Source organism: Streptomyces sp. NPDC001351, assembly GCF_042896045.1.
GTDB lineage: Bacteria > Actinomycetota > Actinomycetes > Streptomycetales > Streptomycetaceae > Streptomyces.
Map to the genome: position 1 here is coordinate 489,985 of NZ_JBIAWS010000005.1, position 15,618 is coordinate 505,602.

Sequence of the window (15,618 nt, forward strand, 5' to 3'; positions counted from 1 at the left end):
GCGGGTAGAGAGCCGGAAGAGCCGCCGGGGCCACGGACTGGCGCAGTGACACGTGATGGGGGCGGACATGTCAATGCCGAAAGGATCGAATACGCCGGTGCCGACGACGGCACTGCGGGTGGAATTGGGCTGGCGTTCCGGCCCCGGTGTCCCGGACGCGGACGCCTCGGCCCTTCTGCTCGTGAGCGGCAAGGTCCGCTCGGACGGCGACTTCGTCTTCTACAACCAGCCCGCGCACGCCTCCGGGGCGGTCCGGCACGAGGGCAAGCGCGACGGCGGCGGCCGCGTCGTCGACACCCTCCTTGTCGACCTCACGCGCGTGGAGCCCTCGGTCGAGACGATCGTCCTCGCCGCCTCCGCGGACGGCGGCACGTTCGGACAGGTCCCCGACCTCTACATCGAGGTTCGCGATGCCGCCCAGGGCGGTGTGGTCGCCCGCTTCGACAGCACGGGCGCCAGCGTGGAAACCGCTTTCGTACTCGGTGAGTTCTACCGCCGCCAGGGCGCCTGGAAGTTCCGCGCCGTCGGCCAGGGCTACAGCAGCGGACTCGAGGGACTGGCGACGGACTTCGGGATCACGGTGGACGAACCGCAGCACACCGCTCCCGCATCCCCGCCCCCGGTTGCGCCGCCGATGACCCCGCCGCCCGTCGCGTCGCCGGTGACCATGCCGCCGCCCGCCGCACCGCCGGTCCACATGCCCCCACCGGTCGCACCCCCGGCCGCCGTGCAGCCACCCCCGCCACCCGCGCCCCCGGCGCAGCCGGTCCGCCTGAGCAAGGTGACACTCACCAAGGCGGCGCCCGCGGTGTCGCTGGCGAAACAGGGCGGCACTTCGGGTGCGATGCGTGTGAACCTCAACTGGCAGGTGCGCAAGCAGTTCTCGGGATGGGGCAGCAAACGCGGCCGGGCGGTGGCCATGCACGCGGACCTCGACCTCGACCTGTGCGCCCTGTACGAACTCACCGACGGCAGCAAGGGCGTCGTCCAGGCCCTGGGCAACGCGTTCGGGTCACTGCAGCGGCCGCCGTACATCCATCTCGACGGCGACGACCGCACCGGTGCCCTCGCGAGCGGCGAGAACCTCACGATCAACCTGGACCACAAGCAGTCCTTCAGGCGGATTCTGGTCTTCGTGACCATCTACGAGGGTGCCCGCTCCTTCGCCGACCTGCACGCCACGGTCACCCTTCAGCCGCAGCACGGCGCCGCGATCGACTTCTCGCTCGACGAGTGCACGGTCCCCTCGACGGTGTGCGCCCTCGCCCTGATCACCAACACGGGCAGCGACCTGGTCGTCCAGCGCGAGGCCCGCTATCTGGTGCCCGAGCGCGGGGTGAGCCCCCAGCGGACCGTCGACTACGCCTACGGGTGGGGCATGAACTGGACTCCCGGCCGGAAGTGAGCGCCCTAAAGAGGGTGCTCGTCCGCGACGGCGTCCGGGCGCGCGTAGGTGCGGCCCTTCCAGGCCGCGCCGTGTCCCCGGTAGTGCTGCACCGCTGAATCGACCGTCATGAGGAGATAGAGGAACGCGGTGAACGGCAGCAGCGGAGCCAGCCACAGCGGCTGGCGGTAATAGCGGAGCATCGGGACGTACGTCCCCGTCATCACCAGCCACGCGGAACCGCCGACGACCGCGGCTGCCCCGTCCCCGGTGGCCAGACCCGCGACCAGGGCCGCCGGCGGCACCAGATAGACCAGGATCAGCCCGGCGACCGTCCCGAGCAGCAGCAGGGGGTTGTGCCGCAACTGCGCGTACGCGCTGCGTGACACCATCCGCCACAGGTCGTGCAGCCGCGGATAGGGCCGCACGCTGTCCACCAGCTCGGCCAGCCCCAGCCAGATGCGTCCGCCACTGCCCTTGACCGCGCGCGCGAGCGCCACGTCGTCGATGACGGCGTGCCGGATCACGTCCGGGACCCGCGCCCGCTCGGCGGCCTCGGTGCGCAGCAGCACGCAGCCGCCCGCGGCGGCAGCCGTCCGCGTCCCCTTCCTGCCGATGCGGCGGAACGGGTACAGCTGCGCGAAGAAATAGACGAAGGCGGGCACCACGAGCCGCTCCCACAGGCTCTCCACCCGCAGCCGGGCCATCTGCGACACGACGTCGAAGCCGCCGCCGCGCGCGGCGGCGACCAGCTCGCGCAGACTGTCCGGTGCGTGCGCGATGTCCGCGTCCGTGAGCAGCAGATATTCCGGTCCACGCGCGCGTGCCAGGTCGATGCCGTGCCGCACGGCCCACAATTTGCCCGTCCAGCCGGCGGGCGGTTCACCGGGGGAGGCGACGGTCAGGGGCAGTCCGCCGCAGCTGTCCGCGAGTTCGCGGGCCAGCTCGCCGGTGCCGTCCGAGCTGCCGTCGTCGACCAGGAAGATCTCCGCCCGGCCCGGATACTCCTGGGCGAGCAGCGACGGCAGGCTCGCGGGCAGCACGGCGGCCTCGTCACGCGCGGGGACGACGACGCACACCGACGGCCACTCGTCGGGATCCCGGCGGGGCGGCAGCCTGACATCCGTCCGCCAGAAGAAGCCCTGACACAGCAGCAGCCACAGCCAGGCGGCGAGTGATACGGCGGCGATCCACACGATGGCGCTCACTCGCGCAGTCTGCCCCACCCGACCTGCCCGCAAGGGCCCATCGTCTATCGTGGCCGGGTGAAGATCGCGCTCATGGACTCCGGAATCGGTCTGCTGGCGGCCACCGCTGCGGTACGGCGTCTGCGGCCCGACGCGGATCTCGTGCTGTCCCTGGACCCCGACGGCATGCCCTGGGGCCCCAGGACCCCCGAGGACCTGACCGCGCGCGCTCTCGCCGTCGCCGAGGCGGCCGCCGCGCACAAGCCGGACGCCCTGATCGTCGGCTGCAACACGGCGTCCGTGCACGCCCTGTCCGCGCTGCGCGCCCGCCTCGAACCCGAGCTGCCGGTCATCGGCACCGTCCCGGCGATCAAGCCGGCCGCTGCGGGCGGCGGCCCCCTGGCGATCTGGGCGACACCCGCCACCACCGGCAGCCCCTACCAGCGCAACCTCATCGCGGAGTTCGCCGACGGTGTGACGGTCACCGAGGTGCCCTGCCACGGGCTCGCCGAGGCCGTGGAGCACGCCGACGAGGCGGCCATCGACACCGCCGTCGCCGCGGCCGCCGCACTGACCCCCGGCGATGTAACGACCGTCGTCCTGGGCTGCACCCATTACGAGCTCGTCGCCGAGCGCATCCGTGCCGCCGTGCAGCAGCCCGGCTTCCCGCCGCTCGTCCTGCACGGCTCCGCGGGCGCCGTCGCCGCCCAGGCGCTGCGCCGCCTCGGCGAGCAGCCCGCCCCCGAAGCGCCGGCCACCGGAACCCTGACGGTGCTCCTGAGCGGGCGCGAGGGCGCCCTCCTCGCGCCCGCCCTGGCGTACGAGGAAGGCCGGCTCCTGCAGGCGGTCAGCCCCGCACGGTGACCGAGAGCCGCGAAACGGACGCCCTGGGTCCGCGATCGGTGCCGTCGGCACAGTCACACTCCGCGACTCGGTGCCCGCACAGCGAAACCTGAGTAACCTCGTAGCCATGAGGGACCACCCCCACGGTGAGAAAGCCAAGCACCCCGATGTCTGGACCGGGCACGCCACCAAGCGGGTCCAGTGGCTGCCGGCGCTTGCCGGCGCGGCTGTCATGGCGCTCGGCATCGAGCTGGCCGTCGACTCCGCCTGGACGTCGGGCATCGCCCCGCTCGTCATGGCCGTCGTCGGCTGCATCGCCGCCGGGCTGCTGGTCCTCTTCGGCACGCTCGCCTTCCTGCACGTCGATCTGAAGCTCGACACGGAGTGCCTGGAGGTGCGCTGCGGGCACATCGGGGTGCCGCGCCGCCGCATTCCGCTCTCCCATGTCGCGGGCGCCGAGTTCGCGGAGCACGTCAACCCGCGCCAGTGGGGCGGCTGGGGCTACCGCTGGCGTCCCGAGAAGGGAACCGCGGTCGTCGTGCGGCGCGGCGAGGGCGTCGTCCTGCGCCTGTGGGACGGCCACACGTTCACCGTCACCGTGGACAACGCCGAGGCGGCGGTACGGGTCATCAAGGACCGGCTGCGTCCGGGCACGACCGGCGCACTGCACTGAGCAGCCACGTCACGGTGTGAGCCGGTCACGACGCGGGCGTACGGCCACCTCCTGCTGAGGTGAGTCCTCGGCCAGCGGCCGGGCGGTGGCCAGGCCGGCGAGGAGGCCGGCGCCGACCGACACGGCGGTGAAGCTGAGCGCGTTGCCGACCGCGGCGATCGCCGCGAGTCCCGTCAGGGCCGCTCCCGCGGTGAGCACCACCGGCGTGGGCCGGGGAGAGCGCCAGAGCCCATGCAGCACCCAGCAGAACGACGCCCCCAGCAGAACCACCCCTACGGCGCCCTGTTCCGATGCCTGCTGCAGCAGCGCCGAGTGCGGCTTGCCGTCCGAGAGCAGGGTGCGGGTTGCCGTCGTGCTCAGTTCACCGAAACGCTCCGGTCCCACGCCCAGCGCGGCGTTGTGGTGCGCCATGTGCAGGGCGTCCTGCCACAGCTGGACCCGGTGCTGGGTGAGCGGGCCGTCCAAGGACGTGGTCAGCCCCTCGGGCAGCGCATTTCCCGCGACGGCCCAGGTCAGACCGGTGACCAGGGCCACGGTCAGCGCGAGTCCGGCGATGCCCGCTGCACGGCTGTGCATGCGGCCGGCGGCCAGCGAGCACAGCAGCACGGCGCTGCAGAGGACGAAACCGCTGATCGACCCCAGGAAGGCCGCGGTCACGGTGATACCGGCGGCCAGCACGCCCATGGCGAACCGCCCCGCCGGCGAGTCGGCGGCCCAGGCCGCGCAGCACGCGGCGCCCACACACAGGGTCAGCAGCGCGGCAGTGGCACCGGCGTGTCCGAGCGGTGCCACGATCTGCGGCCCAGGGGTGAGGTGCGGCACGGCCACCGCCAGGCCCAGCCCGGCCAGCGCCCCGGCACACGGCGCGGCCACCGGCAGCAACGCCCCGCAGATCCGCCCCGCGGCATAACCGGCCGCCACCGCCAGGACCGCGAGCAGCACACCCTCCGGGCGGCCGTCATGCACGGTCGCCGTGACCAGCGACCAGGTGGCGCACGCCCCGAGCACCACCACGCCCACCGCATCGGAAACGCTTCGTCTCTCGCCGGCCTCCCCCGGACCGGCTTCAGACGTCATCCCTGTGGAACCCACCCCGCCCCCCGAACCGGACCGAAGCCCCCCGACCTCGAACGACCCAGGCCGCCGAGGCCGTGACCGGCCGCGCGACTGTGGCTGGGCACACCGTAACGGCTGATGGAGGTTTTGTGGATGAGTTGGACCGAGTTGCGCAGGAACGATACGGCTCCTGTGCGGTCCGGGGTCCCGTGCCGCCCTGCGGACCGTGCTGTCCCCGTCAAAGTCACGCGCCGTACACTCCCGGAGTGACCGTCACCGCAACCTCCGTGGACGAGTCGGACCAGTTGCAGCCGCAGGGCGCGCCCGCATCGCGCGCGGCGCGCCTCGTACGCTTCGTTCCGGCCCTCGCCGCGGCGCTCTCCGGAGTGCTGCTCTACGTCAGTTTCCCGCCCCGCACCCTGTGGTGGCTGGCCGTTCCGGCCTTCGCCGTCTTCGGCTGGGTGCTGCGCGGCCGCACCTGGAAGGCGGGCCTGGGCCTCGGCTACCTCTTCGGCCTCGGCTTCCTGCTGCCGCTGCTGGTGTGGACCGGAGTGGAGGTCGGCCCCGTGCCCTGGCTGGCGCTGGTGGCCATCGAAGCGATCTTCGTCGCGCTGGTCGGCGCGGGCGTTGCCGCGGTGTCCAAGCTGCCCGCGTGGCCGGTGTGGGCGGCAGCGGTATGGACGGCCGGCGAGGCGGCACGCGCGCGCGTGCCGTTCAACGGCTTCCCCTGGGGCAAGATCGCCTTCGGTCAGGCCGACGGCGTGTTCCTGCCGCTGGCGGCGGTCGGCGGCACCCCGGTCCTCGGTTTCGCGGTCGTGCTGTGCGGCTTCGGCCTCTACGAGGTCGTACGCCTCGCCCTGGACGCGCGGCGCACCCGGGCCGTCCAGCGGTCGGCCGCGGCCGTCGCCCTGCTGAGTGTGGCCGTCCCGGTCGTCGGCGCGGTCGCCGCCCGCTCGCTGGTCAGCGACAAGGCCGAGGACGGCTATGCGACCGTCGCCCTCATCCAGGGCAATGTGCCGCGCTCCGGGCTGGAGTTCAACGCCCAGCGGCGCGCCGTGCTCGACAACCACGCACGCGAGACGTTGCGCCTGGCCGCCGAGGTCAAGGCCGGCAAGACGCCCAGGCCCGACTTCGTGCTGTGGCCGGAGAACTCCTCCGACGTCGACCCCTTCGCCAACGCCGACGCGTACGCCGTCATCGACGGCGCGGCCAAGGCGATCGGTGTGCCCGTCTCGGTCGGCGGCGTCGTCGAGCGGGACGGCAAGCTGTGGAACGAGCAGATCCTGTGGGACCCCAAGAAGGGTCCCACCGACAGCTACGACAAGCGGCAGATCCAGCCGTTCGGCGAGTACCTGCCGCTGCGCTCTTTCATCGGCGCGATCAACAGCAACTGGACCTCGATGGTCCACCAGGACTTCAGCCGCGGCACCAAGCCGGGCGTCTTCAGCATGGACCACGCCAAGATCGGCCTGGTCACCTGCTACGAGGCCGCCTTCGACTGGGCCGTACGCTCCGAGGTCACCGACGGGGCGCAGCTGATCTCCGTGCCGAGCAACAACGCGACCTTCGACCGCAGCGAGATGACCTACCAGCAGCTCGCCATGTCCCGCGTCCGCGCCGTCGAACACAGCCGGACCGTCACCGTCCCCGTCACCAGCGGCGTCAGCGCGGTCATCATGCCGGACGGGAAGATCACGCAGAAGACCGGCATGTTCGTCCACGCCCACCTGGTGCAGAAGGTTCCGCTGCGCTCCTCGGAGACGCCCGCCACTCGCGTGGGCATCCTGCCGGAGATCGCCCTGGTACTGGTCGCCGCGGGGGGCCTCGGCTGGGCGATCGGCGCCGGTGTACGCGGGCGGCGCGCCCGGAACGTGTAGCCGTACGCCCGGCGCACGCCCCTTGAAGTGCGCCGGGACCGGGACACCGGCCCTTAGGGTCGGTGTCATGCCAACTCCTGACTTCATCCGCGAGATCCGGGCCTCCGCAGGCCACCAGTTGCTCTGGCTTCCCGGCGTGAGCGCCGTGGTCTTCGACGACGCGGGCAGAGTCCTGCTCGGGCAGCGCGCGGACAACCACCGCTGGGCGCTGATCTCCGGCATCCCGGACCCCGGTGAGCAACCCGCCGCCGCCATCGTGCGCGAGGTGCAGGAGGAGACGGGCGTCCGGGCCGAGGTCGAGCGGCTGATCACGGTGCGCTCCGGACGGCAGGTCACCTACCCCAACGGCGACATCTGCCAGTTCATGGACCTCTGCTTCCGCTGCCGCGCCATCGACGGCGAGGCCCGGGTGAACGACGACGAGTCCCTGGCGGTCGGCTGGTTCGCGCTGGACGAGCTGCCGGACATGACCGACTACCACCACTTCCGGATCAAGCAGGCCCTGTTCGACGAACCCACATGGTTCGAGCCCATGAGTTCCGAGTGAAATATGGGTGGTGAGCACATGTGGGGAGGCGGGGCTGCTGCTTAGGGTCGGGACATGACCCCGCCCAGCGCCCTCCCGGCTCCCCACGCCCCCTCCCTCGACCTCGGCGGCCGCACCGCCCTCGTCACCGGCGCCGCCGGTGGCATCGGCGGCGCCTGTGCGCTGCGCCTCGCGGCCGCCGGGGCCAAGGTGAGAGCGGTCGACCGGGACGCCGAGGGCCTGGACACGCTGGCCGAGCAGGCCCGGGGCCTCGCGGGCACGGTCGAACCCCTCGTCCTGGACCTCACCGACCTCGACGCCGCCGAACTGGCCGCCGCGGGCACCGACGTGCTGGTCAACAACGCCGGGCTGCAGCTGGTGCGCCCCATCGAGGAGTTCCCGCCCGAGGTCTTCCACACCGTGCTCACCGTGATGCTGGAGGCGCCGTTCCGCCTCATCCGCGGAGCGCTGCCCCACATGTACGGCCAGGGGTGGGGCCGCATCGTCAACGTGTCCTCCGTCCACGGACTGCGCGCCTCGGCCTACAAGTCGGCGTATGTGGCGGCCAAGCACGGTCTGGAGGGCCTGTCCAAGACAGCCGCCCTCGAAGGCGCACCCCACGGCGTCACCTCGAACTGCGTGAACCCCGCCTATGTGCGCACCCCCCTCGTCGAGAAGCAGCTCGCCGACCAGGCGCAGGCGCACGGCATCCCCGCGGAACGCGTCCTAGCGGAGGTGCTGCTTCAGGACAGCGCCGTCAAACGGCTCATCGAACCGGAGGAGGTCGCTGAGGCCGTGGCCTATCTGTGCAGCCCGCAGGCCTCCTTCGTGACCGGTACCTCGCTCGTCCTCGACGGCGGCTGGACCGCGCACTGAGCGGGCAGGCCGCAGTGCATCGGCAAGTTGTCCACAGGGCTGACGGGGCGGCCGTGTGATGAGTAATCCTGTGGGCATGTCCCGCGATCACGTGCAGTCCGCCGAGCGCACCGACGCAGAAGCCGCAGCTGGGGCGCTCACCGGCGCCGAGACGCCGTTCCTTCAGCTGCTGGCCCGGGGTGCGTCCGCCGACGCCTACGAGCAGCCGGTGCTGCTCGCCCGAGCCGAGGGTCGACCCGCCGAGGCGATCGCCGCGCTCGAGCACGCCAAGCTGCTCGCGCTGCGCGTGCGCGCGGAACTGGAGGGGCGCCGTCGCCGCGAGGCCGAACTGTCCGCTCTCTTCGAGACCGCCCACGACCTGGCGGGCCTGCGGGACCTGGACGCCGTACTGCAGGCGATCGTGCAGCGCGCCCGCTCCCTGCTCGGCACCGATGTCGCCTACCTCAGTCTGAACGACCCGGACCGCGGCGACACCTACATGCGGGTGACCGAGGGCTCGGTCGCCGCCCGCTTCCAGCAGCTGCGGCTCGGCATGGGGGAGGGGCTCGGCGGCCTCGTGGCCCAGACGGCACGCCCGTACGTCACCGACGACTACTTCAAGGACGACCGCTTCCAGCACACGCACGCCATCGATTCCGGAGTGCGCGACGAGGGCCTGGTCGCCATCCTCGGTGTACCACTGATGCTGGGCCACCACGTCATCGGCGTCCTGTTCGCGGCCGACCGGCGCGCCCGGGTCTTCGAACGGGAACAGATCGCGTTGCTCGGCTCGTTCGCCGCACTGGCCGCGGCCGCCATCGACACCGCCAACCTCCTCAGCGAGACCCGCTCGGCCCTCGCCGGTCTGGAACGCGCCAACGAGATCATCCGGGACCGCAGCGCCGTCATCGAGCGCGCCTCCGACGTCCACGACCGGCTCGCGGAGCTGGTGCTGCGCGGCGGCGGGGTCCACGACGTGGCCGCGGCGGTCTCCCAAGTCCTCGACGGCACGGTCGAGTTCACCGAGGCGGGTGACGCACCGGCAGCACCCCTGGAGGCGTCCCGGGCCGAAGGTCACGCCGTACGGCACGAGGACGACTGGATCGCCGCCGTGGCCGCCGGCGGCGAACTGCTCGGCGCGCTCGTCCTGCGTGGCCACCCCGGCCTCGACCCCGTCGACCAACTCACCCTGGAACGGGCCGCGATGGTCACCTCGCTGCTGCTGCTCGCCAGACGCTCGGCCGCCGAGGCCGAACGGCGCGTCCGCGGCGAGCTGTTGGACGACCTCCTGGACGCCCGCGACCGCGACCCGCGTCTGCTGTGCGAGCGGGCGTCCCGGCTGCACGCCGACCTCGACGCCACCCACGTGGTGCTCGCCGCCCGACTCGACGGCACCGCACCCGACGCCGACCAGGAAGCGGCCGCCCGCCGCCGCCTGTGGTCCGCTGCCTCGCACCTCGCCGCGACCCGGCACGGCCTGGCCGCCGCGCGCGACGGCGGCACCGTCCTGCTGCTGCCGCTGGCCCCCGGCGACACCGCCACCGATGTGGCCCGCCGCACCGCCCGCCAACTGGGCACGGCGGTCCACGAGGCGGTCACCGTCGGCGCCTCGGCCCCTGTCCGGGACCTCGCCGCCCACCCCGACACGGCGGCCGCCGCCTACGCCGAGGGCCGACGCTGCCTGGACGCCCTGCGCCTGCTGGGCCGCTCCGGCGACGGGGCAGCGGCCGAGGACTTCGGCTTCCTCGGCCTGCTGCTCGCCGGGGACCGGGACATCGCCGGCTTCGTGGAGCGCACCATCGGCCAGGTCGTCGCCTACGACGAACGACGCGGCACCGACCTCGTGCACACCCTCGACGCCTACTTCACCTGCGGCATGAGCCCGGCCCGCACCAAGGACGAACTGCACGTCCACGTCAACACGGTGGCGCAGCGCCTGGAGCGCGTGGCCCGCCTTCTGGGCGACGACTGGCAGGACCCCGCCCGCGCCCTGGAGATCCAACTCGCCCTGCGGCTGCACCGGTTGTCGGCCCGCGCACAGCACTGACCCCCGTACGCGAGGCGTACGGGGGCGGGCTGACGGCAGGTCACACGGTGCGGGCGTCCGCCGCCGGGGCCGGCGCAGGCTCCGCGCCCGTGGACGCTTCGACGTCGGCCAGGTCCCGTTGACGTGTCTCTTTGGCGACCGCCACCGCGAGGACCGTCAGAGCGGCCGCGGCGATGACGTACAGGGCGATCGGGGTGGAGCTGCCGTAGTCCTCCAGCAGTGCGGTGGCGATCAGGGGGGCCGGGGCGCCCGCCGCGACCGAGGCGAACTGGGCGCCGATCGAGGCACCGGAGTAACGCATCCGGGTGGCGAACATCTCGGAGAAGAAGGCGGCTTGTGGTGCGTACATCGCACCGTGCAGCACCAGACCCACGGTGACCGCGAGGATCAGGTTGCCGAAGCCGCCGGTGTCGATGAGCGAGAAGAACGGGAACATCCACAGCCCCACGCCCACCGCGCCCAGCAGATACACCGGACGCCGTCCGACCCGGTCCGACAGTGCGCCCCAGGCCGGGATGACCGCGAAGTGCACGGCAGATGCGATCAGTACCGCGTTGAGCGCGGTCTGCTTGGTGACGCCGGCCGAAGTGGTGGCGTAGACGAGGATGAACGCGGTGATGACGTAGTAGCTGATGTTCTCCGCCATGCGCGCCCCCATGGCGACCAGCACGTCCCGCCAGTGATGGCGCAGCACGGACACCAGCGGCAGCTTCTCCGCCTGCGCACCGCGGTCGGCCTTGCGGGCCTCGGCCTGTGCCAACGCCTGCTGGAACACGGGCGATTCATCGACAGACAGACGAATCCACAAACCGACGACCACCAGCACTCCGGAGAGCAGGAACGGGATCCGCCAGCCCCAGGTCCCGAAGGCGTCGTCCGACAGCACGGCCGTCAGCAGGGACAGCACACCGGTGGCGAGCAACTGCCCCGCGGGCGCACCGGTCTGCGGCCACGAGGCCCAGAAACCGCGCCGCCGGGCATCCCCGTGCTCGGAGACCAGCAACACGGCCCCGCCCCACTCGCCGCCCAGCGCGAAGCCCTGGATCAGGCGCAGAGTTGTCAGCAGCACGGGCGCGGCCGCTCCGACCGTCGCGTGCGTCGGCAGCAACCCGATCGCGAACGTCGCCCCGCCCATCAGCAGCAGACTCAGCACCAGCAGCTTCTTGCGCCCGATCCGGTCGCCGTAGTGCCCGAAAACGAGCGCGCCCAGTGGGCGGGCGGCGAACCCGACGGCGTACGTCAGGAAGGACAGGAGCGTGCCGACCAGGGGGTCGGAGTCCGGGAAGAACAGCTTGTTGAAGACGAGCGCGGCGGCGGAACCGTAGAGGAAGAAGTCGTACCACTCGATGGTGGTGCCGATGAGGCTGGCGGCGACGATGCGCTTGAGGTTCACGGGTGGTGGGGGAGCGGTGGTTCCGGAGGCCATGTGCGCCACTTCCTCGTGTGCGTCGGGGACGGGTACGTGTCGGCACACGGTAGAAACATGCAGGTCAGGCGCACATGTGGTGGGGCAACATAGTTCGAGCGTTGCCTATGCGTGCGGCCACCATGCCGGCTCACGGAAGGGCGGTTCAGGGGCTCGAAGATGGTCGAAACGAGTGCTGTCCCGGACGCACGGTTCGAGGTGATGTGACGGTGCGGTGCTGACTCCCGTGCTGCTTTGGTGCTGACTACGCTCCGTTGAACCGGACATCTGGGGTTGATCGGCTCAGCGTCGGGTCTGCGTCTGAAAGTCAGCGGTCGGCGGGCTGCGCTGCGAGCGGCCGGAGGCGGTGGGCGTCGTCGAACAGGACGCGTTCGGCGAGGCGGACCGCGATGAGGGCGGCCAGTGCGGCGGCGAGCAGCATGTTCATCACGACCATCTGGTATCGGATCGCGGTGAAGGGTCGACTCCGGCGAGGATGAGGCCGGTCATGGCGCCGGGGAGGCTGATGAAGCCGGAGACGATCATGCCGCCGACAGGGATGACGACGCGGGCCCGGGTGGCGATCACGCCAAGGGCGAGCAGGGTGCCCATGGTCGCTGCCGTGCCCAGGGTGATTCCGACGGTCGCGGTGAGCGGGGCCCGGGGCAGGGCGGGGGTGCGGCGGGCGATGACCCGGTCGGCGATGAGGACCGTGAGGGCGAGCCGGCCGATGGCTCCGGCGAGTCCGGTGTGGCGGAAGACCAGGAGCAGCAGGGCACCGACTGCGGCGAGTTGGAGTGCTGCGCGGGCGGCGGCCACGGTGATGTCGCGGGCCAGGCGGAGGCGGCCGTGCCAGGCGCCAGCGATGGTGAGGAGGACCAGCTCGTCACCCCTCACCCCGGCGTCTGCACACTCACCGCACGCCAACTGGCCGGTGAAGACGACAGCTCCGACCTCCCAAACGGGTGTCGCGGGCCGCCCCGGCTCCCGGCCCGCCCTACGACCTCGACCTCGTCATGCCCTGAGGTTTCGGGTCGGTGTGGTCGTGGGCCGGCGACCAGGTGGCGTCAGGCCGGCGGAGAGCCCTTCCGGCGCCGACCGTCCGTTCCTCGCCCGGCGCCGTACGAGTCCGACCGTCTCCCACGACACAGTGGCAATGGCCACGAGGGACAGCAGCAGGTAGAAGACGAAGAGCTTGTGCAGGTCGTCGAGGAAGTACCAGATCGACGCGGTGGCACTGAACCAGAAGGCGACCAGCGAGCCGACGGCGCGCTCCCGGCTGCGTACCGCGCTGACGAGGCAGCAGACGGCGGCCAGTGCCAGCAGAGCGGCGATACCGACATACGAACCGTGCCATCCGACGTAGGCGCGCCGCAGTTCGGAGTTGACCGCCACAGCCTCGGCCACCGGCCCCCAGCCCAGCGCACACGACAGGCGTGTCGACCACGGCAGCGTCACCACGCCCAGCACACCGGCCGCGATGGCGATCCGGCCGAAGTGGGCGGTGTCCACCAGTTGGCCATGTGCGCACAGCACCGAAAGCAGGCATCCGAGCAGAGCCAGGGCGCTGTCGGCGGAAGGGCGCAGTGAGATACGGAACTTGTCGCGGAGCGTGGTTCGGTCGGCGGACCTCGTCGCCGGGGGCCGGGGCGTGGTGGCCTGGGCCGTCGGCATGGAGGCCTGTGCCAGGGCGTCGGCGAGGGCTGCGCGCATCTGTCCCGCATCGACGAATCGTTCCGCCGGGTCCTTGCGCAGCGCGCGCAGGATCACTGCCTCGACCGCCGGCGGTATCTGCGGTCGAAGCCGGGAGACCGGCTCGGGTTCGGCGTACAGGTGCTGGTGCATGACGGCGAACGGCGAATCGCCACGGAACGGGGTCTGCCCGGTCAGCAGTTCGTGCAGCAGGCACCCCATCGCGTAGAGATCGGCCCGGTGGTCGATCTCCGCGCCGCTGATCTGCTCGGGAGAGAGGTAAGCCGGGGTGCCTATGGCCGCACCGCTGCCGGTGATACGGGTGGCGGCCTCGGTGAACGCCTTGGCGATGCCGAAGTCGAGGACCTTCACGGTTTCGGGTCCGGTGAGCATGATGTTCGAGGGCTTGATGTCCCGGTGCACGATTCCGCGTTCGTGACTGTGTCGCAGCGCATCCAGTACCGCGCAGGCCGCGTTGACCGCCTTGGCGACGGGGAGCGGGCCGTCGTGCAGGACCTCGGCGAGGGTGGCGCCTTGCACGTACTCCATGACCAGGTACGGCCGCGGACCGTCCGGGTGCGGCTCCTCGCCGACGTCGTGGATGGTGGCCACCGCTGGATGGTTGAGCGCGGCGGCAGCGTGGGCCTCGCGCCGGAAGCGGGCTCGCGACTGCGGATCGTGCGCCAGCTGTGAGGAGAGCAGCTTGACTGCGACGGTACGGCGCAGCTGCCGGTCCACACCCCGATGGACCGTTCCCATGCCGCCCTGACCGAGCTTCTCGACCAGCTCGTACCGGCCGCTGAGGACCATATCCCGCCCCACCCACGCCTCCCGCGATTAGAACCCCGGCGCAGCTTACGGCGCCACCGCGACGGGTTGATCGCCACCGCCGCAGCCCGGCGGGTCGCGGAGCGGGCGCGCGAGCTCACTGCCGGGCCTGCGCCTGGTGCACGGGAGGACGACCCGCACCGCGTGCAGGGCGTTCGAGCCGTTGAGGAGTATGCGCGGGGTGGTGATCACGCCGAAGCGGCACCGTCGTGATCGCGAGGCGAGGCACCGCGTGTGCAGGTGAGCAGGAGAGCCGCCGTGATCATGGACGTGCCCAGACCCGCGCCGAGCGTGAGTGCGACCAGGGCCGGTACGGACGTCAGCGATCCCGATCCGAAGACGGGCCACAGTACGTCGCGGAACGCCGTCGCCACGCTGATCGCGATGCAGCCGGCGACCACCGACGCCTCGCCGATACGGCGGAGCCGGGTGCGCGGCGGGCGCGCGATGAATCCGGCAACCGTGTTGCTGATCACGCAGAACACGAGGTTGGAGGTGGCCGCAACGAGCAGAAACCAGGCGATGAGCAGAGGGTCCGTCCAGCGTTCGCCGATGGCCTGCGCACTCGTCACCGTCGCTGCCGCCAGCAGGCTCAGCACCACGAACACGGTCATCGTGCGGCGGCGCACCCAGGCCGCGGTGTCCGGACCGACCCAGCGTCGCAGCACGGGAACGCGCCGGCAGACGATGACGGCGTCGCCGAGCCAGTCGTGCCGCCAACCGCCTGACGAGCCGTGCCGACGACGACATCGCACGAGCGACGCCGCCGCCCTCACGGTCAGTACGGAGTTGACGACCAGTCCGCCGATCAGCACCGATGCCCATCCAGAGACCGAGAAGGAGCCCCTGACGACGACTGCGGCCCACTCGGAAGCCAGCGTGAGCCCGGCCAGCGTGAGCATCACCCCCGCCGCACGCAGCGTCTGCCGCGCCCGGTCCGCACCGCCCGGCGCCCCCCACACGAGCAGCCGCAAGGCGATGACCAGGGCGAGCATCGGCACCGTGAACTGAGCCAGGGACACCATCACGTCGTACGGGTCGTCCTGCCACGGGCTCGCGGCCCTGACCGTTTTGTCCTGGGTCTCCAGCACCGTCAGAGCCTCGAACACAGCGGCGGCGCCGAGGGCTGCCCAGACCACGGCCGAGGGCGCCCACCCGTTCTCCTCCATGGGTTCCATGAATCGTCATAGTACGCGTCTCGTACTACGTGACAAGTAGTATCGCGGCTCGTAGTATGGGGTCGGG

Annotated in this window: 15 protein-coding genes; 7 read left to right on the top strand and 8 right to left on the bottom strand. The window is 71.7% G+C overall.

The genetic code is table 11. From position 1 onward, the window contains the following. Positions 1–73: 73 nt before the first annotated feature. The gene (locus ACFY1U_RS21010; RefSeq protein ID WP_390695871.1) at positions 74–1,405 is read left to right on the top strand and encodes a TerD family protein; all 1,332 of its coding nucleotides are present in this window, start codon (positions 74–76) and stop codon (positions 1,403–1,405) included. Between the two features lie 5 nt (positions 1,406–1,410). On the opposite strand, the gene ACFY1U_RS21015 is transcribed toward ACFY1U_RS21010, so the two are convergent. Further along, on the bottom strand, positions 1,411–2,610 hold the full coding sequence (locus tag ACFY1U_RS21015) for a glycosyltransferase (protein WP_390695623.1): 1,200 nt from the start codon (positions 2,608–2,610) through the stop codon (positions 1,411–1,413). A 39-nt stretch (positions 2,611–2,649) separates the two neighbouring features. On the opposite strand from ACFY1U_RS21015, the gene ACFY1U_RS21020 reads away from it, so the two are divergent. After that, positions 2,650–3,435 carry a glutamate racemase gene (locus ACFY1U_RS21020; protein ID WP_390695624.1) on the top strand — a complete coding sequence of 262 codons (786 nt, stop codon included), beginning with the start codon at positions 2,650–2,652 and terminating at the stop codon, positions 3,433–3,435. A 106-nt stretch (positions 3,436–3,541) separates the two neighbouring features. Further along, the gene (locus ACFY1U_RS21025) at positions 3,542–4,087 is read left to right on the top strand and encodes a hypothetical protein (RefSeq protein ID WP_390695625.1); all 546 of its coding nucleotides are present in this window, start codon (positions 3,542–3,544) and stop codon (positions 4,085–4,087) included. Between the two features lie 9 nt (positions 4,088–4,096). Here ACFY1U_RS21025 and ACFY1U_RS21030 read toward each other — a convergent pair whose 3' ends face one another. After that, positions 4,097–5,164: an O-antigen ligase family protein gene (locus ACFY1U_RS21030; protein ID WP_390695626.1), complete on the bottom strand. Its 1,068-nt coding sequence runs from the start codon at positions 5,162–5,164 to the stop codon at positions 4,097–4,099. A 245-nt stretch (positions 5,165–5,409) separates the two neighbouring features. Here ACFY1U_RS21030 and lnt point away from each other — a divergent pair, with 245 nt between their 5' ends. The 4 genes from lnt to ACFY1U_RS21050 all read left to right on the top strand — a co-directional run bounded on the left by lnt (position 5,410) and on the right by ACFY1U_RS21050 (position 10,448). After that, positions 5,410–7,020: an apolipoprotein N-acyltransferase gene (gene lnt, locus ACFY1U_RS21035; RefSeq protein ID WP_390695627.1), complete on the top strand. Its 1,611-nt coding sequence runs from the start codon at positions 5,410–5,412 to the stop codon at positions 7,018–7,020. A gap of 67 nt (positions 7,021–7,087) precedes the next feature. Then, positions 7,088–7,567 (top strand): NUDIX domain-containing protein, encoded by a 480-nt coding sequence (locus ACFY1U_RS21040; RefSeq protein ID WP_390695628.1) that lies wholly within the window; start codon positions 7,088–7,090, stop codon positions 7,565–7,567. Positions 7,568–7,621: 54 nt separating this feature from the next. Beyond that, a complete protein-coding gene (locus tag ACFY1U_RS21045) occupies positions 7,622–8,422 on the top strand; it encodes a 3-hydroxybutyrate dehydrogenase (RefSeq protein WP_390695629.1) in 801 nt (266 codons plus the stop codon). Positions 8,423–8,498: 76 nt separating this feature from the next. Next, positions 8,499–10,448: a helix-turn-helix domain-containing protein gene (locus tag ACFY1U_RS21050; RefSeq protein WP_390695630.1), complete on the top strand. Its 1,950-nt coding sequence runs from the start codon at positions 8,499–8,501 to the stop codon at positions 10,446–10,448. Between the two features lie 40 nt (positions 10,449–10,488). Here the strand turns inward: ACFY1U_RS21050 and ACFY1U_RS21055 are convergent, their stop codons facing one another. The 6 genes from ACFY1U_RS21055 to ACFY1U_RS21080 all read right to left on the bottom strand — a co-directional run bounded on the left by ACFY1U_RS21055 (position 10,489) and on the right by ACFY1U_RS21080 (position 15,551). Then, positions 10,489–11,874 (bottom strand): MFS transporter, encoded by a 1,386-nt coding sequence (locus tag ACFY1U_RS21055; RefSeq protein WP_390695631.1) that lies wholly within the window; start codon positions 11,872–11,874, stop codon positions 10,489–10,491. Between the two features lie 307 nt (positions 11,875–12,181). Beyond that, positions 12,182–12,304: a hypothetical protein gene (locus ACFY1U_RS21060; protein WP_390695632.1), complete on the bottom strand. Its 123-nt coding sequence runs from the start codon at positions 12,302–12,304 to the stop codon at positions 12,182–12,184. Beyond that, entirely contained in the window at positions 12,301–12,750 is a 450-nt protein-coding gene (locus tag ACFY1U_RS21065; protein WP_390695633.1) for an ABC transporter permease, read from the bottom strand. The genes ACFY1U_RS21060 and ACFY1U_RS21065 overlap by 4 nt, the downstream gene beginning before the upstream one ends. 117 nt (positions 12,751–12,867) lie before the next feature. Continuing rightward, positions 12,868–14,355 (bottom strand): protein kinase, encoded by a 1,488-nt coding sequence (locus tag ACFY1U_RS21070; protein ID WP_390695634.1) that lies wholly within the window; start codon positions 14,353–14,355, stop codon positions 12,868–12,870. Between the two features lie 45 nt (positions 14,356–14,400). Continuing rightward, positions 14,401–14,565, bottom strand: a complete 165-nt coding sequence (locus tag ACFY1U_RS21075; RefSeq protein ID WP_390695635.1) for a hypothetical protein — start codon at positions 14,563–14,565, stop codon at positions 14,401–14,403. Further along, on the bottom strand, positions 14,562–15,551 hold the full coding sequence (locus ACFY1U_RS21080; RefSeq protein WP_390695636.1) for a hypothetical protein: 990 nt from the start codon (positions 15,549–15,551) through the stop codon (positions 14,562–14,564). The genes ACFY1U_RS21075 and ACFY1U_RS21080 overlap by 4 nt, the downstream gene beginning before the upstream one ends. Between the last annotated feature and the right edge of the window lie 67 nt (positions 15,552–15,618).